Here is a 17,856-nt window from a genome sequence, read left to right as displayed (position 1 = left end):
GTCTCCATCGCAAGGAAGTTTGAGTTTGGTATAGGTCTGAGACTGACGGGAAGTGCCAGTCAGTCGTCCTCGTCGTCCCACTCGTGACGGATGACCATCTGCGGAACGTCCGAGCCGTACGACACGTCGACCTCGCGCTCCGTCGCCGCGTGCGGGTCGACGTCCACCGTGCGGTACTTCGGGGGCGGGCCGGGGAAGTCGTCGGGCTCGGGGAAGTCGTTGCTCGGCGCCGGTTCGGGCTCGGGGGCGGCGCGGTGTTCGGCGAGATCGGGGAAGTCGAAACGCTCGCCCGGCTTGGGGAACTCGAAGTAGTAGGCGCGGGGATCGGTCGAGGGAGCGGCGACGCGGACGGGCCGGAACTGGCCGGTCGTTTCGGCGTCGACGGGGGCGGGCGTTTCGACACGGTTCGTCACTTCATTCGTCACCGGCGGGGCGGGTGATCTCGACTCCGCTCGATCATCATGGAGAGCTCGATCGTCGGGGGGCGTTTCGACACGGCTCGTCGCTTCGCTCCTCACCGGCTCAACGGGCTGCGAGGAAACCTGCTCAACGGGCTGCGCGGGAACGACGGTCTCGTCGTACGACATGCCCAGGTACTTGCGCCAGGTGTTCTCGTCGCGCGGGATCACGCCGTCGATGCCCGCGGCGTTCTCGGCGGCGCGGACGTCGGACATCAGCTGCATCACGAGGCGGCGCTGGGAGTCCTCGACGCTGTCGCGGGCGTGGCGGCGGATCGGGATGTCGATCCGGGTCAGCGACGGGCTGATCGCGTTGCGGGGGAAGTCGGCGGCGACGAGACGCTCGAACAGCTTCTGCGTCAGCGCCAGGACGGGCTGACTGGTGACCAGACCGTCGAGCACACTCCCCCGGCTCCGCTCGGCGGCCTTGCGATCCTCCCACTCCTGGATCTGCCGTTCGAGGTCGGCGTGCTCGCCCGACAGCACGCCGGGCGTCCGGTACGACACCTTGTCGATGAAGCTCTGCGCGACGTCATCGATGGTGAACGCGCCCTGCGCGGCGTCCTCGGCGATCCGCGCGTGGAACAGCACCTGCAACAGCAGGTCACCGAGTTCGGAGCGCATCTCGTCGGCGTCGACCCGATCGAAGGTGTCGAGCAGCTCGTACACCTCCTCCAGCAGGTAGCGGCGCAGCGAGTCGTGCGTCTGCTGCTTCTCCCACGGCCCGGTGCGCCGCAGCCGGTCCATCAGGGCGACGGCCTCGAGGAGCCGCGTTCCGCGGAGCGCGTCGGCGGTGATCACCTCCTCACCCCGCGCGACCTCCTGGCGGACCAGCGGATGCGTGCGATCCGACGACAGCACGACGGCACGCGGCGGCAGGTCCCGCGCGAAGCTCACGTACTCGTACGACGGCAGGTCCCACAACAGCCTGGGATGGACGTCTTCGGTGACGAACACGTGCCCCGCCAGATACGCGACCCCGCGCGCCGGGATCAGGTCGGGCAGCGCAGGATCCATCAGGATCACGGGCATCGGTACACCTCCGGGTAGTCACTCGAAGAGAACCTTACTGACAATGAGTCCACTCGCGCGCCACCGTTCGTGAGCACGGGTGTTACAACTGCGCGTCCGCGCTCTCGCGGGGCTGCAGGGTCGTCAGGAAGGTCGTCAGGTACGCGACCAACTCGTCGTCGCGCAGGCGCGGGGAGCCGACGCCGCCAGTGCGCGGGATCGGGAGGGTCACCGTGTGCGTCGTCGCCCGGTAGTTCGCCGACGAATACAGCCGGTTGAGCCGGACCTGCTCGCTGTCGACCAGCAGCATCGGCGCCAGGCGCACGTTGGTTCCGGCGAGCGTCACCTCGGTGATCCCCCGCTCGCGGCACCGCAGGCGCAGGCGCGCGATGGCGGCGAGCCGCTGAGTCTGGACCGGCGGCTCACCGTAGCGGTCGGTCAGCTCGGTGATCACCTCGTCGACATCGGCGTCCGACGACGCCGACGCGAGCTTCCGGTAGGCCTCCAGCCGCAGCCGGTCGGCCTCGACGTACTCGACCGGGATGTGCGCGTCGACCGGCAGGTCGATGCGCACCTCCTTGGTCTCCTCCTGCGCGACGACCTGGCCGTCCGCCGCGGCGCGGTACGCCTCGACGGCCTCGCCGACCAGCCGCACGTACAGGTCGAATCCGACGCCGGCGACGTGCCCGGACTGCTGCGCACCGAGCACGTTGCCGGCACCGCGCAACTCCAGGTCCTTCAGCGCCACCGCCATGCCCGCGCCGAGCTCGTTGTTCTGCGCGATGGTGGCGAGCCGGTCGTAGGCGGTCTCGGTCAGCGGCTTGTCACCGCTGTAGAACAGGTAGGCGTACCCGCGCTCCCGCGACCGGCCGACCCGGCCGCGCAGCTGGTGCAGCTGGGACAGACCGAAGTTCTCGGCGCGGTCGACGATCAGCGTGTTCGCGTTCGAGATGTCCAGTCCGGTCTCGATGATCGTCGTGCACACCAGCACGTCGAACTCGCGGTTCCAGAAACCGTCGACCGTCTTCTCCAGCAGTTCCTCGGGCATCTGGCCGTGCGCCACCGCGATCTTCGCCTCCGGCACCATCCGGGCCAGATCGCGGGCGGTCTTGTCGATCGTCGAGACCCGGTTGTGCACGTAGAACACCTGACCGTCGCGCAGCAACTCCCGGCGGATCGCCGCACCGACCTGCTTCTCCGAATACGCACCCACGTAGGTGAGCACCGGATGCCGTTCCTCCGGCGGGGTCAGAATGGTCGACATCTCACGGATACCGGCCATCGACATCTCCAGGGTGCGCGGGATCGGCGTCGCCGACATGGTGAGCACGTCGACGTGCGTGCGCAACGACTTGATGTGTTCCTTGTGCTCGACGCCGAAGCGCTGCTCCTCGTCGACGATCACCAGGCCGAGGTCTTTCCAGACGACCCCGGTCTGCAACAGCCGGTGCGTGCCGATGACGATGTCGACCTCGCCCGACGCCATCTCCCGGATGATCTCCTTCGACTCGGCGGGCGAGGTGAAACGCGAGAGTCCCCGCACCTTCACCGGGAACCCGGCCATCCGCTCGGTGAACGTCTGAAGATGCTGGCCCGCGAGAATCGTCGTCGGCACCAGCACGGCGACCTGCTTGCCGTCCTGCACGGCCTTGAACGCCGCGCGCACGGCGATCTCGGTCTTGCCGTAGCCGACGTCGCCGACGATCACCCGGTCCATCGGCACCGGCTTCTCCATGTCGGCCTTCACCTCGCCGATCACCGTCATCTGGTCGACGGTCTCGGTGAAGTCGAAGGCGTCCTCCATCTCCCGCTGCCACGGGCTGTCCGGGCTGAACGCGAAGCCGGGCGCGGCATGTCGTGCCGCGTAGAGCTGCACCAGCTCGCCCGCGATCTCGCGAACGGCCTTGCGCGCCTTGCGTTTGGTGTTGGCCCAGTCGCTGCCGCCGAGCTTTGACAGCGAGGGCTGCTCACCGCCGACGTAGCGCGACAGCTGGTCCAGCGAGTCCATCGGCACATACAGCCGGTCGCCTGGCTGACCGCGCTTGCCCGGCGCGTACTCGATCACCAGGTACTCCCGGCGCGCCCCACCGATGGTCCGCTCGATCATCTCGACGAACTTGCCGATGCCGTGCTGGTCGTGCACCACCATGTCGCCCGCGGTCAGGGCCAGCGGGTCGACCTGATTGCGGCGCTTGGCCGGCAGCTTGCGGCCGTCCTTCACGCCGACGACGCGGGCGCCGGTCAGGTCGGCCTCGGTGACGATCACCAAAGACCCTTCGCCCTTCGACTCGGGCTCGTTCCTCGCCCGGCTCAGGGCGCGGATCGAGGGGCAGACCAGTCCGTGGCGGAGGGTGCCGTGGTACACCGTCACCGCGTCGGCGAGCGGCTCCTCACCGTCGGCGGCGAGCCGCGCCGGCACCTCGGCCTCCCCGAGACGTTCGACGAACCGCTGCGCCGTGCCCTTGCCCGCGGCGACCACCGCGGCACGACCACCCGACGCCAGCTGAGCGCGGAGCCCCGCGAGCAGGTCCGCGATCGCCGAGTCGTCGCCGTGCGGCGCGGGCCCGGGCTGCAGGTCGAGTTCCACCTCGTCGCCGCTGCCGGACGACAGCGGACTCATGGTCCACCAGGCACGACCGGCTGCCACCGTCGCGGCCTCCACCTCGCCCACCGGCCGGTAGGCGCTCGCTTGCAAATCGACGCTGCCGGCCTGCACCGGCGCGCCCGCGCCCAGCGCCGCGGCGTTCCACGACGCCTCCAGGAACTCCGCGCCGGTGCGTTCCAGATCGGCCGCACGGGTGCGGACCTTCTCCGGATCGAGCACGAGCACCCGGGTGCCGACCGGCAGCACCTCGGTGAGCAGCTGCATCCGTCCCTCGACGAGGGCCGGGATCATCGCCTCCATGCCCTCGACCGGGATGCCTTCCGACAGCTTGGTCAGCATCTCGGCCAGCGCTTCGTCGTCGGTGGTGGCCGCCAGCTCCGCGGCCCGGGCACGCACCTGTTCGGTGAGGACCAGTTCGCGGCACGGGTGGATCATCACCGTGGCCGCGTCGATCTCCGGCTGCGTCCGCTGATCGGCCACCGAGAACGCCCGCAGGTCGGTGATGTCGTCACCCCAGAACTCGACGCGCACCGGATAGTCCGCCGTCGTCGGGAAGACGTCGAGGATGCCGCCGCGCACCGCGAACTCACCGCGCCGGCCGACCATGTCGACGCGCTCGTACGCCATCTCGACGAGTTGCTCCACCAGGGCGTCGAAGTCGACCTCGAGGCCCTCGCGCAGGGTGACGGTGCGCAGCTCGCCGAGCCCCGGCGCCATCGGCTGGATCAGCGACCGCACGGTCGTCACGACCACCCGCAGCGGATCACCCTCCGGAGCGGCGAGCCGGTGGAGTACGGCGAGCCGCTGCCCGACGGTGTCCGCACTGGGCGAGAGCCGCTCGTGGGGCAGCGTCTCCCACGACGGGAACTGCGCGACCGCGTCGGCACCGCCCGCGAGAAGCTCGCGCAGTTCGGCGGTCAGATCGTCGGCCTCCCGGCCGTTCGCCGCGACCACCAGCAACGGGCCGTCGCCGGACCCCGCCAACGACGCGGCGACGAAGGGCCGCGCCGCGTCGGGCGCGGTCAGATCGAGCCGCGGCTGCGCCCGTCGTTCGGCGAGCACGGCGAAGGCGCCGTCCCGCGTGGCGTAGGAGTTCAGCCCGGACAGCGATGGGGTGGTCGACACTCACACCATTCTAGGTGGCGAGCAGCGACGTCCCCAGCGGCGCCTGCGGCGTCGCCCCGGGCAGCAGCGCGTAGACCGCCGACCCGATCGGGGTGGTCCATTCGTTGAGGTCGTCGTGCTCGGCCAATCGCTGCTGGGACGGCAGAAACTGCCGCACCGGATCGCGTTGCACCGTCGTGAAGATCAGCCCGGTACCGTCCGGCCACTCGTCATAGGTGTACGGACGACGCAGGTACTGCTCGTGGTCGGCCCGCCGGTGTGCGCGGGCGATGTGCGACGACGCCGGAATCACCGGAATGCCGCCCTGCGTCATGGCGAAGTCGGGCTGGTCGTGCTCGTGGGTGCCGGTCAGCGGCGCTCCGGTGTCTTGCTTGCGCCCGAGCACCAGGTCGCGCGGCCCGCGGTCGAGTTCCTCCCAGGTGTCCATGTGCATCGCGATCCGCCGGATCACCATCGAACTGCCGCCGGCGAGCCACGGCTGCTCGGCGCCGTCGTTCCAGATCAGCTTGTCGTAGTCGGCCGACGGCGGCTGCTCGGTGCCGTCGATCTGCCCGAACATGTTCCGGCGCGCGTGGAAGCCACGCTGGACCCACGCCACCGGCGCGATGGTCCGCACCTCGGCGGTGAGAATGCTGGTCGCATGCGCGAGCGACATGGCGTCGTCGGACGTGATCAGCAGCAGCAGGTCTGTTTGACCCCAGCGGGATTCGAGCCGGTCGATGCCGAATGCGGGCAGCGGTCGCAGCCACGACGGACGACGGCTCGCGAGCGTCGGGCTGTCGAAGACCCCCGGCCCGACGCCGACCGTCACGGTCATGCGCGACGGGGCGGCCGCCAGTTCCGGCTCGATGTCCGAGAGACCGGCGACGCCCTGGGTGAGCCGCGCCCCGTCCTGCGTCCACAGCGTGAGGACTCCGCGCAACGCCGCCGTGTCGGTGCGGTCGGCGAGGTTCAGCCCGATGTAGTTGGCGTGCACGGCCATCGGTGTGGTGATACCCGCCTGATGCCGGCCGTAGAAGTCCACGGTCTCCCGGGCCGGGTCCGCCGTCGACGCATCGCGTTCGACGGCGAACCCGACCGCGGCAGCACCCACACCGGCGCCGGCCAGTCCGGCGGCCCCGGTGAGGAATCCACGGCGCGAGATCCCAGCGGATCTGCGCGAGGAGGTCACGGCTGGTAGTTCTCCTCGTTACCGGCGAAATCGCGCGCCACCCCGCTCACCTTATGCGTCGAACCGTCGGCGAGCCGCAGTGTGACGACGACGGTCTCGCCGGCCACGATCGGCTTCTTCAGGTCCATCAGCATGATGTGCTCACCGCCGGGAGCGAGCTTGACGGTGCCGTGCGCGGGAATGGCGAAACCGCCCGTCTTCTCGCGCATGATGCGCTGGCCGCCCTCGTCGACCATTTCGTGCAGTTCAACCTTGCCCGCGACATCGGAGGTTCCGGACACGATGCGGATCTCGGAGTCGCCGTCGTTCTTCAGAGTGCCGAACATGGCGGTCATGCCGCTCGGCGCGGCCTTGACCCACTGGTCGCTGACGGTCAACGCCGCGGCCTTGGCCTTGTCGTCGTCGCTGCACGCGGTGAGGAACGAGGCCGCCGCGATCGTGGCGAGCACAGCACAAAGCAATCGGATTCTGAACATGATGAGTTGCCCTCTCGGGAAAGTAGGTGTGTGATGACGAAACTCAGGCCGAAACGGGCGGAGCACGCATCCCTACCGAGAGGCGCGGCGTGAGGTGATGCAAGACGACCGCGAGGCCCGCGCGCAGCGCTCGACCGCAGTCACCGATGGCAACACTCGTGGCTCGCACGACGGCGTCGATCGTGGAATGCAGGAAGCGCAGGAGCCACGAGATCACGCACAGCGCCGCCGCAGAGGCCGGCAGCGCCGCCGCGTGCCAGCCCAGCATGGCGAGGGTGTGCGTATCGTGCTGGTGTCCGGTGGGCGAACTGAGCATCGACAGAGCGATGTGCGATGCCACCTGGCCACCCGACAGCAGTGCGATGACCGTGACGCAGGAGTCGCTGCGCTGCGCCGAACGGACTGCGCCGACCCCGACCGCGATCGCCCCCAGCATCAGAAGCTGTCGCGAGTCGGGCACGTAACCGCCCGCGATGCCGTGCGCCGCGATTCCCAGCAGCAGCGAAACGGCGGCCGCTAGCACACCGTTCGCCCTGGGAATCATGTCTCTAGTGTAGACCGCTGCATGATCACGCAATCCAGGCGCTGCCCGAATTTCACCCCGGTCCGGCGCAGCCGGCCGATCTCGGTGAAACCGAGCTTCCGGTGCAGCGCGACGGATCCGGCGACCTCCGCGGAGATCATCGCGACGACCTGCTCCACCTGGACGGGATCGACCGCGTCGAGCAACGCCTGCAGCAGGCGAGAGCCCCGGCCACCGCCGGCCGACTCCGGACGGAGGTAGATGGTGTCCTCGACGGTGTGCCGCCAGCCCTCGATGCCGCGGAACGGCGCCAGATACGCGAACCCGCACACGTGGCCGTCGCCGCCGGCCAGGACCAGGAACGGCAGGCCGAGGGACCGGGTGCTTGCGAGCAGGTCGTCCCACGCGGCGAGGTCTGGCGCGTCGTGGCGCCACGTCGCCGTGGTCTGGTCGACGTAGTGGGCGTAGATCTCGGTGATCTGTTCCAGGTCCGACGTCGTCGCGGCCCGGATCTCGCAGCTCACTCCGGCTCCTGATAGTCGGCGTCGACCAGGACCGGATTCGCGTCGAGGCGCGTCAGGCCGTTCCAGCACAGGTTCACCAGGTGCGCGGCGACGACCTCCTTGGCCGGCTCACGGACGTCGAGCCACCACTGCGCCGTGACCGAGACCATGCCGACGAGGGCCTGCGCGTAGAGCGGAGCAAGCGAGGGATCGAATCCGCGCCGCTCGAAGTCCCCGGCGAGGATGTGTTCCACCTGGCTGATGGCGTCGTTCAGGAGGCTGCCGTACCTGGTGTCCTCACCGGTGGTGCTGCCGCCGGTCGACTCGCCGCGGACCAGGATCTGAAATCCGTCGGTCCGCTCCTCCATGTAGGTGAGCAGCGCGAGCGCCACCTGCTGGATGCGATACAGCGACCGGTTCTCGACGAGCGACGAGGTCACCATCTCCAACAGCGTCTCCATCTCTCGATCGACGACCACGGCATAGAGTCCCTCTTTGCCGCCGAAGTGTTCGTAGACGATGGGCTTGGACACTCGGGCCCGCAGTGCGATCTCTTCGATCGACGTCCCGTCGAACCCGCGCTCGGCGAAGAGTCCGCGGGCGACCTCGATCAGCTGCTGCCTGCGCTGCGCACCGGTCATGCGCGCGCGCGGCGCCCGCACCACGCCCTCGGACTCTGTTCCCTTCTCGGGCCGCCCCACTGTCATGCTCCTCATTCTAGGGCTCACCTGCGACACCGCTTCCCCACCTACCTGGCAGGTCGTATCTCGTGCGCGCTGCGGTGGGGTCGCCGCGTGTCGGGCAAGCGCCGCTCCATGACAGTCGAGCGCTGCCGTACGGGGGGCGACGCCTCCGCCCCACGCCACAGTCAAATTCGCCCACCGAGTGCAGCCCATGACGGCCGAACGGAGCCTCATGAAGGTCGAGCAGAGCTCACGATGGTCGACCGTAGCCTCTCCGGTCGAGTGCACCATGTGACGGTCGAGCGGAGTCGAGACCACACCGATGCCCGGAGCGGCGTCGACCGGGCTGAGACTCACCCCAGCTCTGGGGATTCTCGCCCCTTTCGCCCGATTCCCGGTCTCGCCCCCACTGCTGAGGGGGCGAGACCGAGGAATGGGTGCCGGGCACCCTTGGTGCGGGTGCGACGTTTCCGGGCTTCGGTCGTGGGCGCCTCATGGCGGTGGCTGTGCGGGCGCGGTTCCTCACTCTGTTCTCGCCCCCTCGCCGAGGGCGAGACCGAAGTATCGGTGCCCGACATCTCTGGTGCGGGGTGACACTTACGTTCACGGTCGTGTGATGCTCGCGGTGCTCACTCTTCGACCGCGTGTCCTACGGCTCCGCTCGGGAGCCTCTCCCACCGTCCGCCGCGCACGCCCGACGCCAGTCGAATCCGGGTCGTCCATACCGATCGCGCGGAGTTCCCTGATGGTCGCCCTTCGACTGCGTGTCGTCGCTTCGCTCCGCCACGCACGCTCAGGACCTGAGGAGTCGAGACCATCGCCGGTGTCCGGAGGTGGTCTCGGCCGGATAGGAGTCATCCGGCGCCGAGTTCTCGCCCCGTTCGCCCGATTCCTCGCTCTCGCCCTCACCCCTGAGGGGGGCGAGACCGAGGAATGGGTGCCGGGCACCCTTGGTGCGCGGGCGACACTCCAGATTCCGGCGGGGGCGCCTCACGACGGTCACCGTGCGGGTGCGGGTCCTCACGTCCGCCTGGCATGCTCAGCTCCCTCGGAGCCGAACCACTCGTGCGGGTCGAGGGAGGCTCCAGTAGTGCCCCATAAGGTGGTGTAACTCGGTGGCCGAGATCGTCTCCGACTTCGTGTCGGGACGGACGTAGAGCGGCCACCGTGTGATCCTTCGAGTCAACCGTCTAAAGAATCCTCGAACGGAGTCATCACGATGACCGCACCTCATATTGTCGACCCTGCAGGCCTGCTTGGCCAAGCCCTCGCCGACGCGTCACCGGATCTGATGCGCGAGCTGCTGCAAACCATCATCAACGCCCTGCTTTCCGCCGATGCCGACGCTGTCTGCGGCGCCGAGTGGAACGCCCGCTCGGCTGAGCGCACCAACTACCGAAACGGCTACCGCCACCGGCCCCTGGATACCCGCGTCGGAACCGTCGATGTCGCCGTCCCGAAACTACGCTCGGGTTCGTACTTCCCCGAGTGGCTGCTCGAGCGCCGCAAGCGGGCCGAATCCGCCCTGATCACCGTCGTGGCGGACTGCTACCTTGCCGGAGTATCGACCCGCCGGATGGACAAACTGGTCAAGACGCTGGGCATCGACTCACTGTCCAAATCCCAGGTCTCCCGCATGGCCACCGAACTGGACGAGCAGGTCGCCGCCTTCCGACACCGCCGCCTGGACGAGGCCGGCCCGTTCACCTTCGTCACCGCCGATGCGTTGACGATCAAGGTCCGCGAGAACAAGCAGGTCGTCAAGGCTTCAGTGCTGCTGGCCACCGGCGTCAACGGCGACGGCCACCGCGAAGTCCTCGGGATGCAGGTGGCCACCAGTGAGACCAAGGCCTCATGGAACACCTTCTTCGCCGACCTGGTGGCCCGCGGCCTGGACGGAGTCCGGTTGGTGACCTCCGATGCCCACGCCGGACTGGTCGAGGCGATCGCGGCGAACCTGCCCGGCGCCGCCTGGCAGCGCTGCCGCACCCACTACGCCGCCAACCTCATGGCCACCTGCCCCAAGAGCATGTGGCCGGCCGTGAAAGCCATGCTGCACAGCGTCTACGACCAGCCCACCGCCACCGCGGTGCATGAGCAGTTCGACCGGCTCCTGGAGTACACCGAAGACAGGCTGCCCGAGGTCGCCGACCACCTCGACGATGCCCGCGAGGACCTGCTGGCCTTCACCGCGTTCCCCGACGACGTATGGCGTCAGATCTGGTCCAACAACCCCACCGAACGCCTCAACCGTGAGATACGACGCCGCACCGACGTCGTGGGGATCTTCCCCAACCGAGACGCGATCATCAGGCTCATCGGCGCCGTCCTGGCCGAGCAGACCGACGAATGGGCCGAAGGCCGCCGATACCTCGGCCTCGAAGTCCTGAGCCGCTGCAGGCTGACCCTGACCACCGACACAAACACCGACTCGACGACGGAGGTGACCACCGATGACCTGATGCAAATACCAGCCTGACCACCACCGAAGGATCAACAACGAGTTACACCACTACTTGGGGCTTGACCGAGGCTCCTGGTGGTCGAGCGGAGTCGAGGTCACCTCATGTCCGGACGCGGCGCCGACCGATTCGAGAACGCTCGGCGCTGAGTTCTCTCCCCTTTCGCCCGGCTCCCCGCTTTCGCCCCCACTGCTGAGGGTGCAAGACCGGGAAATGGGTGCCGGACACTCCTGGTACGGGGGGATATCTACCGTCCCTGTCGTTGATAGTGGTCGAGCTGAGTCGAAGCCATCCCATGTCCAGAGGAGGAGCCGGCCGCCAGAGATCGCTCGGCACCGAGTTGGCGCCTCCTTCGCCCCGCGGTTCGGTCTGGCCCTTATCGCTGAGGTGCGCGGACCGGAATAGGTCCCAGGCACCGCTCGTGTGGGACGGGTATGGGGGTCTCGACCTCGCGGGTCCTGAGCATGCGGGGCGACGACACGCGGCCAGAGGGTTGCCGTCAGGGGTGCGAGCCCGACCGTCATCGGGGCTTGTTCGGTCGTCGTCGGTTTCGGTCGTCGTGGGTGGCTGGTGTGGTGTGTTTGGCCCGGGGATGCGGGAAGGCCCCGAACCATGACTGGTTCGGGGCCTTCCTTTGAGGTTGTGTTCGGCGGTGTCCTACTCTCCCACACTGACTAAAGTGCAGTACCATCGGCGCTGGAGGGCTTAGCTTCCGGGTTCGGAATGGAGCCGGGCGTTTCCCCTCCGCTATAGCCGCCGTAACAATATGAAACTGTCACACAACATTACTGCCGTGTGTTGTTTCAGAAGTACATAGTGGATGCGGTCACATCAAACATTCGGTGTTTGGGTGTTGTTGGTAAGTCCTCGGCCGATTAGTACCAGTCACCTGAACACATTACTGTGCTTACAGTTCTGGCCTATCAACCCCATCATCTGTAGGGGGCCTTACCCCACCACAACGGTGGGTGAGAAACCTCATCTTGGAACAGGCTTCCCGCTTAGATGCTTTCAGCGGTTATCCCTTCCGAACGTAGCTAACCAGCAGTGCTCCTGGCGGAACAACTGGCACACCAGAGGTTCGTCCGTCCCGGTCCTCTCGTACTAGGGACAGGTTTCCTCAAGTTTCTAGACGCGCGCGGCGGATAGAGACCGAACTGTCTCACGACGTTCTAAACCCAGCTCGCGTGCCGCTTTAATGGGCGAACAGCCCAACCCTTGGGACCTACTCCAGCCCCAGGATGCGACGAGCCGACATCGAGGTGCCAAACCATCCCGTCGATATGGACTCTTGGGGAAGATCAGCCTGTTATCCCCGGGGTACCTTTTATCCGTTGAGCGACACCGCTTCCACATGCCGGTGCCGGATCACTAGTCCCGACTTTCGTCCCTGCTCGACATGTACGTCTCACAGTCAAGCTCCCTTGTGCACTTACACTCAACACCTGATTGCCATCCAGGCTGAGGGAACCTTTGGGCGCCTCCGTTACACTTTAGGAGGCAACCGCCCCAGTTAAACTACCCACCAGGCACTGTCCCTGAACCCGATCAGGGTCCGAAGTTAGAAGCCCAATACGATCAGAGTGGTATTTCAACAACGACTCCACCACCACTAGCGTGACGGCTTCACAGTCTCCCACCTATCCTACACAAACCGTACCGAACACCAATACCAAGCTATAGTGAAGGTCCCGGGGTCTTTTCGTCCTGCCGCGCGTAACGAGCATCTTTACTCGTACTGCAATTTCGCCGAGTCTGTGGTTGAGACAGCAGAGAAGTCGTTACGCCATTCGTGCAGGTCGGAACTTACCCGACAAGGAATTTCGCTACCTTAGGATGGTTATAGTTACCACCGCCGTTTACTGGGGCTTAAATTCTCAGCTTCACCAACAAAGTTGATTAACCGGTCCTCTTAACCTTCCAGCACCGGGCAGGCGTCAGTCCGTATACCTCGTCTTACGACTTCGCACGGACCTGTGTTTTTAGTAAACAGTCGCTTCTCTCTGGTCTCTGCGACCACCCCCAGCTCACAATGCAAGATTGGTCACCGGGCGTGGTCCCCCTTCTCCCGAAGTTACGGGGGCAATTTGCCGAGTTCCTTAACCACAGTTCTCTCGATCGCCTTAGTATTCTCTACCTGACCACCTGTGTCGGTTTGGGGTACGGGCCGTGTACCAACTCACTAGAGGCTTTTCTCGGCAGCATAGGATCACAGAATTCACCACACATTGGCTACGCATCACCTCTCAGGCTACCCGGAACACGGATTTACCAATGCTCCACCCTACCGGCTTACACCAAGACAACCATCGCTTGGCCCTGCTACCTTCCTGCGTCACCCCATCGCTTAACTACTACACACAAGGTCCCACGCAGCCACACCCAAAACCCTCCGAAGAGGATAGAGAGTGTCTTTGGGTGGTTAGTACATGTGGCTCGTCATTGGGCGCGGATACACGGGTACGGGAATATCAACCCGTTGTCCATCGACTACGCCTGTCGGCCTCGCCTTAGGTCCCGACTCACCCTGGGCGGATTAACCTGGCCCAGGAACCCTTGGTCATCCGGCGGACAAGTTTCTCACTTGTCTTTCGCTACTCATGCCTGCATTCTCACTCCCACACCCTCCACAGCCCCTCACAGGACAGCTTCAACGAGTGCAGGACGCTCCCCTACCCAACCACACCACTACACCCACACCCGCAGGCATGGATGGATGTCATGTGTGATTGCCGCGGCTTCGGCGGTGTACTTGAGCCCCGCTACATTGTCGGCGCAGGACCACTTGACCAGTGAGCTATTACGCACTCTTTCAAGGGTGGCTGCTTCTAAGCCAACCTCCTGGTTGTCTCAGCAATCCCACATCCTTTTCCACTTAGTACACGCTTAGGGGCCTTAGCCGGCGATCTGGGCTGTTTCCCTCTCGACTACGAAGCTTATCCCCCGCAGTCTCACTGCCACGCTCTCACTTACCGGCATTCGGAGTTTGGTTGACGTCAGTAACCTAGTAGGGCCCATCAGCCATCCAGTAGCTCTACCTCCAGCAAGAAACACGCAACGCTGCACCTAAATGCATTTCGGGGAGAACCAGCTATCACGGAGTTTGATTGGCCTTTCACCCCTACCCACAACTCATCCCCTCCATTTTCAACTGAAGTGGGTTCGGTCCTCCACCACATCTTACTGTGGCTTCAACCTGGCCATGGGTAGATCACTCCGCTTCGGGTCTAGACCCAGCGACTCAAATCGCCCTATTCAGACTCGCTTTCGCTACGGCTACCCCACACACGGGTTAACCTCGCCACTGAGCACTAACTCGCAGGCTCATTCTTCAAAAGGCACGCCATCACCCACCACAGACTAAACTGTGCACAAGCTCTGACGGATTGTAAGCGTCCGGTTTCAGGTACTATTTCACTCCCCTCCCGGGGTACTTTTCACCTTTCCCTCACGGTACTAGTCCGCTATCGGTCACCAGGAAGTATTCAGGCTTACCGGGTGGTCCCGGCAGATTCACAGCAGATTCCACGAGCCCGCTGCTACTCGGGAAACACACAAACCAGAGGAACCATTTTCAGTTACCGGACTCTCACCGTCTACGGCAGACCATTCCAGGCCACTTCACCTAACAGAACCTTTTATCACTGGCCGTCCAGCCGGCAGACCAAACAAGCATGCTCCCACAACACCACACGCACAACCCCTGCCGAGTATCACATACGCGCGGTTTAGCCTCCTCCGCTTTCGCTCGCCACTACTCACGGAATCACAATTGTTTTCTCTTCCTGTGGGTACTGAGATGTTTCACTTCCCCACGTTCCCCCCGCACCGGCTATACATTCACCGGGCGGTAACACCACACAACTGGTGCTGGGTTTCCCCATTCGGACACCCTCGGATCACAGCTCGTTTGACAACTCCCCGAGGACTATCGCGGCCTACCACGTCCTTCATCGGCTCCTGGTACCAAGGCATCCACCGAACGCCCTAAAACACTTACAACAACACCCACAAACCCACCCCACCACAGCGGGGCACGAATGTGGCTGTCCCACAAATCACATGAGTATATCTATTTACACAGAGACACAACAAAATATTAATTGCAGTACAAACACCAAAAACAAGAAGTCCTGTCTTCACAGTCCTTGATTATTGATGCTCGCATCCACTATGCACTTCTCAAACAACACACACCCACACACCCCTGCACCCCCAACAACGGAAGGCGGAAAATCTGTGAGCAGATCAAGAAAACCCTGCCACACCCGCACACCTCACGGTGCCGGCTGCAGGCCTGTTTTCTCAGAACCCCGATAGTGTGCAATGACTACCCCTGCGGTCACCCGCAGGGAATCCACCTACCCCGAAAACGTCACAGTGACATTCTCAGATCGTGGTGGTTTCTTGTGTTTCACCCATGAACAAACACCCACCGCGGCTCGAACGGCCACGTAATGGGAGTGTTGTTTGCTCCTTAGAAAGGAGGTGATCCAGCCGCACCTTCCGGTACGGCTACCTTGTTACGACTTCGTCCCAATCGCCGATCCCACCTTCGACGGCTCCCTCCCTGACGGGTTAGGCCACCGGCTTCGGGTGTTACCGACTTTCATGACGTGACGGGCGGTGTGTACAAGGCCCGGGAACGTATTCACCGCAGCGTTGCTGATCTGCGATTACTAGCGACTCCGACTTCATGGGGTCGAGTTGCAGACCCCAATCCGAACTGAGACACGCTTTAAGGGATTCGCTCCACCTCACGGTATCGCAGCCCTCTGTACGCGCCATTGTAGCATGTGTGAAGCCCTGGACATAAGGGGCATGATGACTTGACGTCATCCCCACCTTCCTCCGAGTTGACCCCGGCAGTCTCCTGCAAGTCCCCGGCATAACCCGCTGGCAATACAGGACAAGGGTTGCGCTCGTTGCGGGACTTAACCCAACATCTCACGACACGAGCTGACGACAGCCATGCACCACCTGTACACCAACCACAAGGGAAACGACATCTCTGCCGTCGTCTGGTGTATGTCAAACCCAGGTAAGGTTCTTCGCGTTGCATCGAATTAATCCACATGCTCCGCCGCTTGTGCGGGCCCCCGTCAATTCCTTTGAGTTTTAGCCTTGCGGCCGTACTCCCCAGGCGGGGTACTTAATGCGTTAGCTACGGCACAGAACCCGTGAAAAGAGTCCCACACCTAGTACCCACCGTTTACGGCGTGGACTACCAGGGTATCTAATCCTGTTCGCTCCCCACGCTTTCGCTCCTCAGCGTCAGTTACTACCCAGAGACCCGCCTTCGCCACCGGTGTTCCTCCTGATATCTGCGCATTTCACCGCTACACCAGGAATTCCAGTCTCCCCTGTAGTACTCAAGTCTGCCCGTATCGCCTGCACGCCTACAATTGAGTTGCAGGATTTCACAGACGACGCGACAAACCGCCTACGAGCTCTTTACGCCCAGTAATTCCGGACAACGCTCGCACCCTACGTATTACCGCGGCTGCTGGCACGTAGTTGGCCGGTGCTTCTTCTCCAGGTACCGTCACTTGCGCTTCGTCCCTGGCGAAAGGAGTTTACAACCCGAAGGCCGTCATCCCCCACGCGGCGTCGCTGCATCAGGCTTGCGCCCATTGTGCAATATTCCCCACTGCTGCCTCCCGTAGGAGTCTGGGCCGTGTCTCAGTCCCAGTGTGGCCGATCACCCTCTCAGGTCGGCTACCCGTCGTCGCCTTGGTACGCCATTACCGCACCAACAAGCTGATAGGCCGCGGGCCCATCCTGAACCGCAAAAGCTTTCCACCCCCCACCATGAAACAGGAGATGAATATCCGGTATTAGACCCAGTTTCCCAGGCTTATCCCGAAGTCCAGGGCAGATCACCCACGTGTTACTCACCCGTTCGCCACTCGAGTACCCCCGAAGGAGCCTTTCCGTTCGACTTGCATGTGTTAAGCACGCCGCCAGCGTTCGTCCTGAGCCAGGATCAAACTCTCCAAACAAAAATCAGAGAAAAGACCTGACCAAAAAATAATCCAAAAAAATAAGAAATTGACTGGCAAAAAAATTCGTCTTGTCAATGACAAACTCCCTCCATGCCAGACAATCACTGGCACAAGAAAATCCATCACACACTATCGAGTTCTCAAAAAACACACACCCACCAACACCACACAAACCACAGGCCTGCGCGAACTTCAATGAGCAGAGCACCACCCGGCAAGCGGGCAACTCTTCCAGACTAGCGTCTGCAACCCCAGGCAGTCAAACCACAACCACCCCGGTGACAAGAACTCTATCAGAGTCCCGGCCCGCCGCGCAACCCCTGGATCCGGATTTCTCCGGGAAACCTTGGCCCTGGCGACCTCGACTAAGTTACACACACCCCAACACAAACACAACTCCGCAGGTCAACGGCCATTCGGTACGATCGAGGCATGTCAAACGTGCGCACTCTCGGCGGCTCGGTTCTGCTCGCGAGCACCCTGGTCACGACCCTTTCGGCCTGCGGCTCCGATCCCACGCACCCCAAGAACGACCCGGCGACCAACGCCGCCACCGCGCAATCGATCGTCGACGCCTTCGTCGCGCAGTACAACCAGTCCGGTGCGGCCGATGCCGTGGAGCAGTCCTTCTGCAGCGACGACGTGGCCGAGTACTCGGACACCACCTCGTTCGGGACGACCCCCTACTCCCCCGACTCCATGCGAGTGGAGTCCCAGGCCACGGTGAACGGGTCCGCCGGGCACTCCGAGGTGAGTGTCGCCGATACCGACCGGCTGACCGTCACGCTCCGTAAGGATCGCGCGCAGGGATGGTGCATAGCCTCGGTGCGGTGA

General features: G+C 64.2%; 9 protein-coding genes and 3 rRNA genes. 2 read left to right on the top strand and 10 right to left on the bottom strand.

The features are described from left to right. Nucleotides 1-59: 59 nt before the first annotated feature. From MYK68_RS05035 to MYK68_RS05005, 7 genes are all read right to left on the bottom strand, one after another. Nucleotides 60-1,490, bottom strand: coding sequence for a nucleoside triphosphate pyrophosphohydrolase (locus MYK68_RS05035; RefSeq protein ID WP_247866604.1), 1,431 nt, complete (start codon nt 1,488-1,490; stop codon nt 60-62). 82 nt (nt 1,491-1,572) lie between these two features. After that, nucleotides 1,573-5,199, bottom strand: a complete 3,627-nt coding sequence (gene mfd / locus MYK68_RS05030; RefSeq protein ID WP_247866603.1) for a transcription-repair coupling factor — start codon at nt 5,197-5,199, stop codon at nt 1,573-1,575. A gap of 10 nt (nt 5,200-5,209) precedes the next feature. Continuing rightward, entirely contained in the window at nt 5,210-6,370 is a 1,161-nt protein-coding gene (locus tag MYK68_RS05025; RefSeq protein ID WP_247866602.1) for a Dyp-type peroxidase, read from the bottom strand. Then, nucleotides 6,367-6,846: a copper chaperone PCu(A)C gene (locus MYK68_RS05020; protein ID WP_247866601.1), complete on the bottom strand. Its 480-nt coding sequence runs from the start codon at nt 6,844-6,846 to the stop codon at nt 6,367-6,369. The genes MYK68_RS05025 and MYK68_RS05020 overlap by 4 nt, the downstream gene beginning before the upstream one ends. 43 nt (nt 6,847-6,889) lie before the next feature. Further along, entirely contained in the window at nt 6,890-7,390 is a 501-nt protein-coding gene (locus tag MYK68_RS05015) for a hypothetical protein (RefSeq protein ID WP_247866600.1), read from the bottom strand. Then, the gene (locus tag MYK68_RS05010; RefSeq protein ID WP_247866599.1) at nt 7,387-7,893 is read right to left on the bottom strand and encodes a GNAT family N-acetyltransferase; all 507 of its coding nucleotides are present in this window, start codon (nt 7,891-7,893) and stop codon (nt 7,387-7,389) included. The genes MYK68_RS05015 and MYK68_RS05010 overlap by 4 nt, the downstream gene beginning before the upstream one ends. Further along, nucleotides 7,890-8,579 (bottom strand): TetR/AcrR family transcriptional regulator, encoded by a 690-nt coding sequence (locus tag MYK68_RS05005; RefSeq protein WP_247866598.1) that lies wholly within the window; start codon nt 8,577-8,579, stop codon nt 7,890-7,892. Before MYK68_RS05005 ends, MYK68_RS05010 begins: the two co-directional genes overlap by 4 nt. Nucleotides 8,580-9,774: 1,195 nt before the next feature. Between MYK68_RS05005 and MYK68_RS05000 the strand changes: the two genes are divergently transcribed. Beyond that, entirely contained in the window at nt 9,775-11,034 is a 1,260-nt protein-coding gene (locus MYK68_RS05000; RefSeq protein ID WP_247865287.1) for an IS256 family transposase, read from the top strand. Between the two features lie 627 nt (nt 11,035-11,661). On the opposite strand, the gene rrf is transcribed toward MYK68_RS05000, so the two are convergent. The 3 genes from rrf to MYK68_RS04985 all read right to left on the bottom strand — a co-directional run bounded on the left by rrf (nt 11,662) and on the right by MYK68_RS04985 (nt 17,019). Beyond that, nucleotides 11,662-11,778, bottom strand: a 5S ribosomal RNA gene (gene rrf / locus MYK68_RS04995). A gap of 94 nt (nt 11,779-11,872) precedes the next feature. Next, nucleotides 11,873-15,019: ribosomal RNA gene (locus MYK68_RS04990) — 23S ribosomal RNA — on the bottom strand. Nucleotides 15,020-15,498: 479 nt separating this feature from the next. After that, nucleotides 15,499-17,019 (bottom strand): 16S ribosomal RNA (locus tag MYK68_RS04985). The 16S, 23S and 5S rRNA genes sit together here, the layout of an rRNA operon. A 435-nt stretch (nt 17,020-17,454) precedes the next feature. On the opposite strand from MYK68_RS04985, the gene MYK68_RS04980 reads away from it, so the two are divergent. Beyond that, entirely contained in the window at nt 17,455-17,856 is a 402-nt protein-coding gene (locus MYK68_RS04980) for a hypothetical protein (protein WP_247866597.1), read from the top strand.

This window comes from Gordonia sp. PP30 (assembly GCF_023100845.1).
Lineage (GTDB): Bacteria > Actinomycetota > Actinomycetes > Mycobacteriales > Mycobacteriaceae > Gordonia.
Note: the sequence above shows the minus strand (reverse complement) of the source record. Positions and strands in the feature narration are given on the sequence as shown.

What these genes read in the sequence shown, in the direction of transcription:
- MYK68_RS05000 (WP_247865287.1), top strand. Translation starts at nt 9,775, where the DNA reads ATGACCGCACCTCATATTGTCGACCCTGCAGGCCTGCTTGGCCAAGCC.
- MYK68_RS05035 (WP_247866604.1), bottom strand. Translation starts at nt 1,490, where the DNA reads ATGCCCGTGATCCTGATGGATCCTGCGCTGCCCGACCTGATCCCGGCG.
- MYK68_RS05005 (WP_247866598.1), bottom strand. Translation starts at nt 8,579, where the DNA reads ATGACAGTGGGGCGGCCCGAGAAGGGAACAGAGTCCGAGGGCGTGGTG.
- MYK68_RS04980 (WP_247866597.1), top strand. Translation starts at nt 17,455, where the DNA reads ATGTCAAACGTGCGCACTCTCGGCGGCTCGGTTCTGCTCGCGAGCACC.
- MYK68_RS05015 (WP_247866600.1), bottom strand. Translation starts at nt 7,390, where the DNA reads ATGATTCCCAGGGCGAACGGTGTGCTAGCGGCCGCCGTTTCGCTGCTG.
- MYK68_RS05020 (WP_247866601.1), bottom strand. Translation starts at nt 6,846, where the DNA reads ATGTTCAGAATCCGATTGCTTTGTGCTGTGCTCGCCACGATCGCGGCG.